The following is an 8,016-nucleotide window of genomic DNA, read 5'->3' as shown; positions in this document are numbered from 1 at the left end:
AAGTTCCGTCAGGAACGATACATACTAACGACGGGTTTTTAACCCGGCGATAAGAATATCTTTGGGAAAAAGTCCCAGCGGGACGACAGATTTAAGCAACGGGTTTTAACCCGTTGCAAAAATACAGGAGGGTTAATTTCCTCGTCAACCACAACAAACAAACTATCAAGCTGTTATAGAATAAAACGGAAACTTAATAACTCGGTTGTCAGGGGAACGACGGGGACTTCGTTCTTCCTTTGAATATTCTCTTACAGATTAAACCGAAGAAACAAGGATTTAAGGATTTAAGGATTAAGAGGATTTCAAATTTAAAAGTTCCGTCAGGAACGATACATACTAACGACGGGTTTTTAACCCGGCGATAAGAATATCTTTGGGAAAAAGTCCCAGCGGGACGACAGATTTAAGCGACGGGTTTTAACCCGTTGCGAAAATACAGGAGGGTTGATTTCCTCGTCAACCACAACAAACAAAATATCAAGCTGTTATAGAATAAAGCGGAAACTTAATAACTCGGTTGTCAGGGGAACGACGGGGACTTCATTCTTCCTTGATATCAAAAGGCGGAAAACCCTTTCCTCCCCAAAAAATCCTGACATCATATATTCCTCGTTTCTATAAAGTTGTCAATCTCCTAATAATCTCTGCGTGATACTTGACAAAAACCAAAGGCAATCAGAAAATGGAATATATTAGTATCGAAACTTATAGGTTAGGTTAATGGCTCAGGATATGAATGAAGACCGGGATTTTTACTCTTCCGAACTGAAAGAACTGCTAAAAGAAACATTAAAACACTCTATTGAGGGGGAATTTTCCGCTCATAGTGAAGACCCTTATTTCTATACCCAAAAAAGCTATCCCCTGCAAACTGAGATTGATGGCTTGTCTCTTTATCCTGAATTTTTGCCAGAAGTTTTACTAACCTGGGCAAATTTGGATCCAAACATAGCCAGAAGTAAAGAAGATATCCTCGTTTTGGATTTGGAAACTACCGGTTTACGCAGCAATGGGATTTTTGCTTTTATGATTGGTCTGGGCTATTATGAACAAGAACAGTTTATTGTGGAGCAGATTTTTTTGCCTGATCCGGAGGCGGAAGTAAATTCTTTTGATCGTCTTATAGAACTGATCAAGAAAAAATCGCTGCTGATTACTTTCAATGGCAAGACCTTTGATGTGCCGGTTTTGGAAGCGCGGCTTTTATATCATCAAATATGGCTAAATCTACGCGCAATGGAGCATTTGGATTTATTGCATATTGCCCGGCGACTTTGGAAAAATAAATTGCCCTCCTGTGCTTTGGAGACCTTGGAATTCTATATTCTGGGTCAGATCAGAGATAAAGAACTGGATATTGCAAGCGGGGAAATTCCGCAGACCTATTTTCATTATCTAATGAATGGTGATCCGGAACTTATCCGGAGAGTATTTTTGCACAATCATACTGATATTTTACACACGGCAGCTCTGTTTACTTTAATTTGTAATAGTATTTCCTATCCTCTTGCAAATGGGAGAGATGGTAGAATAGATTATCATTCTTTGGCAATGCTGTATCAAAGCCAAAAGAGAATAGATATTGCCAAAAATATCCTGCTGGATTTGCTTGCCGATGGCATAATGGATAAAGATATTTTACGAGACCTGGGTTTTATCTATAAAAAGGAAAAGGACTACGATTCTGCCTACGATTGTTTTAAGATGGCGGGCTCTTTAAATTGTCCCATTTCTCTGCAAGAGTCCTGTATCATATTGGAAAATAAATATAAACGCTATGCGGAAGCACTGGCAACCGCAGAAAAACTAAATGCGTATTTAATTAGCCGTCCGCTTGTAAATTATCGTAAAGTGGCGGAAACGGAAAAACGCATTGAACGGCTTAAACTGAAGCTGAATAAGAAAAATGAGGTAAAAGATAAATGAATTCGATAAGTTTTGGCTCCGATAATCATAGTGGAATTCATCCCCAAGTTTTGGAAGCAATCCAAAAGGTAAATGCTGGCTTCTGTCCTGCCTATGGAGATGATCCTTTAACTATCAAGGTCTTAGACCAAATCAAACAACTTTTTGGGGGAAATTGTGATGCCTGGTTTGTAATTACTGGAACTGGAGCTAATATACTTTGTTTGCAGTCAGTTATACAATCCTACAATGCCATTGTTTGTGCTAAAAGTGCTCATATCAATACGGATGAATGTGGGGCAGTGCAAAAATTTACGCAAAGCCGTTTACAGCCAATTGAAACTCCCGATGGGAAATTAACCCCTGAATTGATTGCTCCCTTGCTTTTGGGTAATCGGGATCAACATCATTCTCAGGCAAAAGTTATTTCCATCTCCCAAAGCACGGAATATGGGACTTTGTATTCATTGCAGGAACTGAAAGCGCTTGCTGATTTTGCCCATCAAAATAATATGTTTTTGCATATCGATGGTGCGCGTTTGGCAAATGCGGCTTCAGCGTTAAACTGTTCTCTGAAAGCAATGACAAAAGATATTTCTGCCGATATTGTCAGCTTCGGAGGCACTAAAAATGGTTTACTTTGCGGCGAGGCAATTATCAGTTTTCATCCAGAAATAACTTCCGATATGCGTTTTTACAGGAAACAAGCAAGCCAACTCTTAAGTAAAATGCGTTTTATTTCTGCTCAGTTTGAAGCATATTTGCAAGCTGATTTATATCTGCAAAATGCTTTCTGTGCCAATAAAATGGCAAAGTTATTGGCAGAACGCCTACAGGAAATTAATGGAGTTACCGTAACTCAGGCAGTGGAAGTAAATTCCCTATTTGTTATCTTGCCCAAACATATTATTGAACCCCTGCAGCAAAAATACCATTTTTATACTTGGAATGAAGCGACGAACGAAGTCCGGCTAATGTGCAGTTTTAATACCAAGGAAGAACATATTGAGGAATTTATTGCTGACCTCAAAACGCTACTGTAAATCTAATAGCTTCTATGTGAGTAAGTTGTCATTTAAAACACGGGGCACAGTAAATCCAAAGTTCTTGTAAAAACACAAGGCACAGTAAACCCAGAGCTATTGTATAATAAAGTCATAGTAAATCTAAAGTTCTTGTAAAACACGGGGCACAGTAAACCCAGAGCTATTGTAGAGCAAGAGTCATTTTTATGGTGAGACATTTTTTAGTTCCGTCAGGAACGATACATACTAACGACGGGTTTTTAACCCGGCGCATAAATGTCAGGATGTCAGAAAAGTCCCATCGGGACGACAGATTTGAGCTACGGGTTTTTAACCCGGCAAAAATAAAGGAGTGTTGACCTCCTGGTCAACCACAACAAACAAGCTATCAAGCTATCATAGAATAAAGCGGAAACTTGATAACTCGGTTGTCAGGGGAACGACATCCTGCCGTTCTTCCTTGATGATTACGCAGATTTAGCTTTGGAAGCAAAGATTTAAAGATTAACCTTTAAAATCCTTGTTTCGAAAATTATATCTGCGAAATCAGCGTAATCTGCGTGAACTTATCCTGAAATCCTTGTTTCTCAAATTCACGCAATTCAAAACTATAACTTGTCAGACGAAAATTTCGGATTATACTATTAGCAAAGCAAAATAAGAAGGAGTTTAGCAAAATGAAAGTATTAGTTCTTTTTTATTCCGCCTACGGACACATTTACAGAATGGCGGAAGCGGTTGCCGAAGGTGCCAGAAAAGTTGAAGGAATGGAAGTGGAACTCAAACAAGTTCCAGAAACCCTTAGTAAAGATATTTTAGATAAAATCGGAGTGACGGAAGCCAAAAAAGCTTTTAATCATATCCCGATAGCTCAGATTGACGATTTAACCAAAGCCGATGCCATTATTTTCGGTTTTCCAACTCGGTTTGGCAGTTTGCCTTCTCAGATGAAAGCATTTTTGGATGGAACCGGTTCGCTATGGGCAAAAGGTGCTTTAATTGGTAAAATTGGTAGCGTTTTTACTTCCACCGGAACTCAGCATGGTGGGCAGGAATCAACCATTTTAAGTTTTTATCCGATTTTAATTCATCACGGAATGTTAGTTAGCGGGCTTCCTTATACCTTTGCTGGACAGCAAACTATGACTGAAATTTCGGGAGGAACACCTTACGGAGCATCCACAATCGCGGGTGAGGGTGATAGAATGCCTTCCGAAAACGAATTGGAAGGTGCCAGATATCAGGGTTGGTATATTGCTTCTCTGGTTGCTAAAATGAATAAATAAAATACATACCCTAACTGCGCATATAATATATACTTAAAGTGGAGGTCTCTATTTTATTTAGAAAAGTTTAGAAGTGCAGAGAAAACTCTTGACGCGGAAACGAGATAGGAAATTATGCATTTAATGAGAAAAATTCTCCCTAAGTGAATATAAGAGGTGGCTATGATCATCAGATTTTCTGTGGAAAATTGTCTATCTTTCAACGAGAAAACATCTTTGGAATTCTTTGCTTCCAAAGATCGCAATTTAAAAGAACAACTCTGGATTTCAGAAAGCAGCTTTATTCCCAATATATTGAAAGCAGCTTTTATCTTTGGTCCCAATGCGGGTGGTAAGTCCAATCTGATTAAAGCATTTCATTATGCCAAATCCATTGTTTTAGGGGAACCAAATCCCTTAAAAAACCGAACCATATATTTTAAGTTATGTCCGGATTGCCCTCAAAAACCGATTTTCTTGGAATTTGAGATGCTGATTGAGCGCAACATATATCGCTATGGCTTTGAAATTTTGGAAGGGACAATTTTTCGCGAATGGCTGTGGAAGATTAATTCAACCGGAGAACATAAGATATATGAACGAACTTATGATAAACTTCAAAAGAACAAAATCAGCTATGGGGATAATTACAAAGCTCTGCAAGAAGATGAATATTTCAATTTTGTGCTTAAGGGAACGCCGGAAAACAAGTTATTTCTTACGGAGACAATAAATAGAAATATAGAACAATTTCGTGATGTGTTTGAGTGGTTTAAGAAAATAGTGATAATTTACCCTCAGTCAAGATTACAATCCTTTAATGTTTTGATAAACAATGATTTTCTCTTGCAGGAGTATCGGAAGTTAATGAAGTTATGTGATTTGGGAATTGATGATATTAATATCGAGCAAATTGATGCAGATGAAGTTTTAAATAAATTGCCGAGTGCCATAAGAGACAGTTTGCGAATGGATTTACTTGGGAACATAACTTTAAAAACTGATGAACGCTATTCAATGAACTTTAAAAATGGTATGCAAGAAGCATATAGAATCCTTATTTCTCATAAAATACCGGCAACGGAATCCAAAGTGGAATTTAAAATTAATGAAGAATCCGATGGAACGAATCGTATATTTGATCTGATTCCTGTGTTGCAATTATTACAAGAGGATGCCATTGTTTTAGTGGATGAACTTGATCGCAGTTTACATCCTTTAGTATCCAGAGCATTTGTTAAAGCTCTATTTACTGCAAATAAGCAACATCAGGGTCAGTTCATAGTAACTACCCATGATGCAACTTTATTGGATGTTAAATTACTGCGCAGGGATTTAATCTGGTTCATAAGAAAGAATTATCAAATGGAATCCACATTATATTCACTTCACGATTTTGAAAAGATAAGAAATGATAAGGCATTGCAAAAAGCATACTTAGCAGGGTTATACGGAGCAGTTCCAATTATAATTGATGAGGATGAAGAATGAGTTATGCCCGTAAATCTCAGAAAAAAATCCCCAGGCGCATATATATTTTTACGGAAGGTAGCAAAACGGAACCAAAATATTTCCGGGAATTTATTCAATATTACAAAATATCGCAGGCACAAGTAAAAGTAATAGGCAGAGAAACCACAGCTTCCAGTCCAAAATCTGTTATTGAGGCAATGGATTATTATAAGAAAAGTAACCCCGTTAAGACAAAAAATGATATTTATTGTATGGTTATAGATACCGATAGATGGGGTAAAAACTTAAAGGAAGCTGTTGATGATGCCCATCAAAGAAGATATTTAGTTGCTTTGTCCAATCCTTGTTTTGAGATATGGCTTTTGATGCACTTTCAGGATGCTAATACAATTTTAAATAATGTTAATCTGCTAATGACAAAAACAGAGATAAATACACAAATTCATAGTTATCTTATTACCGGCAATAATGAAATTGATTACTTTCCCAGAACCGATTCCGCTGTGGAAACAGCTGAAAAACTGGATCCAAAACCGCAGCAAAGATTATTAGAGCAGATTGGTTCCAGAGTGTATTCACTAATGAAAATACTACAGGAATATAAATGATTGCCTATTTATTATTTATTCTGATCTCTTGGTAATTTGTTAAATTCGTGCAGGACTGGCCTCTTGTTAAATAATTAGCAGTCGAAAGAAGGGACTGCTAAAATTTCTTCTTGACATCAGATAAATATCGATTATACTTTCTTTCAGTTGGAGGTATATATGAATACACAAAGATTTACGATAAAGTCACAAGAATTGCTCGCTGATATGCAGGATTTAGCATCCGGTTATGGTCATCAGGAAATTAAAGACCTGCATTTATTACAGGCGATGTTGAGTCAGGAAGAAGGGCTTATTTTACCTGCTTTACAGAAGCTGGAGGTCTCGGTTCCCAAAGTGAAAAGCAAAGTGGAAAATGCCTTAAACCAGCTTCCCAAGATCAGTGGAAGTTCACAACAGTATCTTTCGCAAGAGGTCTTGGACATTTTACATCAAGCAGAGAAGGAAGCAGACCAGTTTCAGGATGATTACATTTCTACTGAGCATCTTCTTTTAGCTCTTTTAGTTAAAGGAAAAGAAGCAGCCAATATCCTAAAAAGTGAAGGGTTACAAGCCGATAAACTGCTTTTGGCGCTTAAAGAACTGCGAGGCAATCAACGCGTAACCGATGAAAATCCGGAGGCAAAATATCAGGCATTGGAAAAATATGCGCGTAATTTAACTCGTTTAGCCAGAATGGAAAAGCTGGATCCGGTCATTGGTCGCGATGATGAAATTCGGCGTTGCATACAAATTTTAACTCGCAGAAGAAAAAATAATCCTGTCCTCATTGGCGAACCGGGAGTTGGGAAAACCGCCATTGTAGAAGGTTTAGCCCGCAGAATTGTAGCTCGCGATGTGCCTGAAAACCTGATGGATAAAGAGCTTTTGGAACTTGATATGGCTGCCATCGTGGCTGGGGCAAAATTCCGAGGCGAATTTGAAGAGCGTTTGAAAGCCGTGCTTTCGGAAGTGGAAAAATCGGAAGGACGCATTATTCTTTTTATTGATGAATTGCATACAGTTGTAGGTGCCGGCGCGGCAGAAGGTTCCGTAGATGCATCCAATATGTTAAAACCAGCTTTGGCAAGGGGAAATTTGCATTGCATTGGAGCCACGACCTTAACGGAATATAGAAAGTATATAGAGAAAGATCCCGCTTTGGAAAGGCGTTTTCAGCCCGTCTTAGTTACGGAGCCCACGGTGGAAGACACGATTTCCATTTTAAGAGGCATTCGCGATAAATATGAAGTTCATCATGGAGTGCAAATTAGTGACAATGCCTTAGTGGCTGCAGCTCAGCTTTCGGAGCGTTATATAGCCGATCGTTTTTTACCGGATAAGGCAATTGACCTCATTGATGAGGCCTGTGCTTTGTTACGAATGGAAATTGATTCCTTGCCCGTAGAACTGGATGAATCGGAAAGACGGCTTCGTCAACTGGAAATTGAACGCCTCTCTTTGGCAAAAGAAAATGACCCCTTATCACAAGAACGGCTGGAAAAAATAAAAGAAGAAATTGCTCAACTCAACGAAGAAAATAGAGCTTTGCGCCTGCGTTGGGAAAGAGAAAAACAGATATTAGACCAAATTCGCGCCCTAAAAACCGAAATTGATACCCTTAAAGGTGAGGCAGAAAAAGCTGAACGGGAAGGAAATTATGAAAAAACCGCCCAGCTTCGTTACGGAACTATCGCCGCCAAAGAAAAAGATCTGCAAAAACTTTTGCAGGACGAAACGCTTAGTAAAAAAGACCGC

General features: G+C 38.5%; 6 protein-coding genes. All 6 read left to right on the top strand.

Annotated elements, in window-relative coordinates:
• Nucleotides 1-723: 723 nt before the first annotated feature.
• Complete coding sequence (locus ABFC98_07660; protein ID MEN6445902.1) at nucleotides 724-1,929, top strand: ribonuclease H-like domain-containing protein; 1,206 nt, start codon at nucleotides 724-726, stop codon at nucleotides 1,927-1,929.
• Nucleotides 1,926-2,951 carry a low specificity L-threonine aldolase gene (locus tag ABFC98_07655; protein MEN6445901.1) on the top strand — a complete coding sequence of 342 codons (1,026 nt, stop codon included), beginning with the start codon at nucleotides 1,926-1,928 and terminating at the stop codon, nucleotides 2,949-2,951. Before ABFC98_07660 ends, ABFC98_07655 begins: the two co-directional genes overlap by 4 nt.
• Before the next feature lie 659 nt (nucleotides 2,952-3,610).
• Complete coding sequence (gene wrbA, locus ABFC98_07650) at nucleotides 3,611-4,219, top strand: NAD(P)H:quinone oxidoreductase (GenBank protein ID MEN6445900.1); 609 nt, start codon at nucleotides 3,611-3,613, stop codon at nucleotides 4,217-4,219.
• 162 nt (nucleotides 4,220-4,381) lie between these two features.
• Nucleotides 4,382-5,689 carry an ATP-binding protein gene (locus tag ABFC98_07645; protein ID MEN6445899.1) on the top strand — a complete coding sequence of 436 codons (1,308 nt, stop codon included), beginning with the start codon at nucleotides 4,382-4,384 and terminating at the stop codon, nucleotides 5,687-5,689.
• Nucleotides 5,686-6,279, top strand: coding sequence for an RloB family protein (locus ABFC98_07640; GenBank protein MEN6445898.1), 594 nt, complete (start codon nucleotides 5,686-5,688; stop codon nucleotides 6,277-6,279). Before ABFC98_07645 ends, ABFC98_07640 begins: the two co-directional genes overlap by 4 nt.
• 159 nt (nucleotides 6,280-6,438) lie before the next feature.
• Nucleotides 6,439-8,016 (top strand): Clp protease N-terminal domain-containing protein (locus ABFC98_07635; protein MEN6445897.1); only part of this gene is annotated, 1,578 nt, incomplete at its 3' end.

Origin of the sequence: Candidatus Cloacimonas sp., from assembly GCA_039680785.1 — a bacterium.
GTDB lineage: Bacteria > Cloacimonadota > Cloacimonadia > Cloacimonadales > Cloacimonadaceae > Cloacimonas.
This window is presented reverse-complemented; position numbering and strand designations above follow the sequence as displayed.

Bases quoted from the DNA above. Each gene is read 5' to 3' on its own strand.
- ABFC98_07660 (MEN6445902.1), top strand. From the start codon at position 724: ATGGCTCAGGATATGAATGAAGACCGGGATTTTTACTCTTCCGAACTG.
- ABFC98_07655 (MEN6445901.1), top strand. From the start codon at position 1,926: ATGAATTCGATAAGTTTTGGCTCCGATAATCATAGTGGAATTCATCCC.
- wrbA (MEN6445900.1), top strand. From the start codon at position 3,611: ATGAAAGTATTAGTTCTTTTTTATTCCGCCTACGGACACATTTACAGA.
- ABFC98_07645 (MEN6445899.1), top strand. From the start codon at position 4,382: ATGATCATCAGATTTTCTGTGGAAAATTGTCTATCTTTCAACGAGAAA.
- ABFC98_07640 (MEN6445898.1), top strand. From the start codon at position 5,686: ATGAGTTATGCCCGTAAATCTCAGAAAAAAATCCCCAGGCGCATATAT.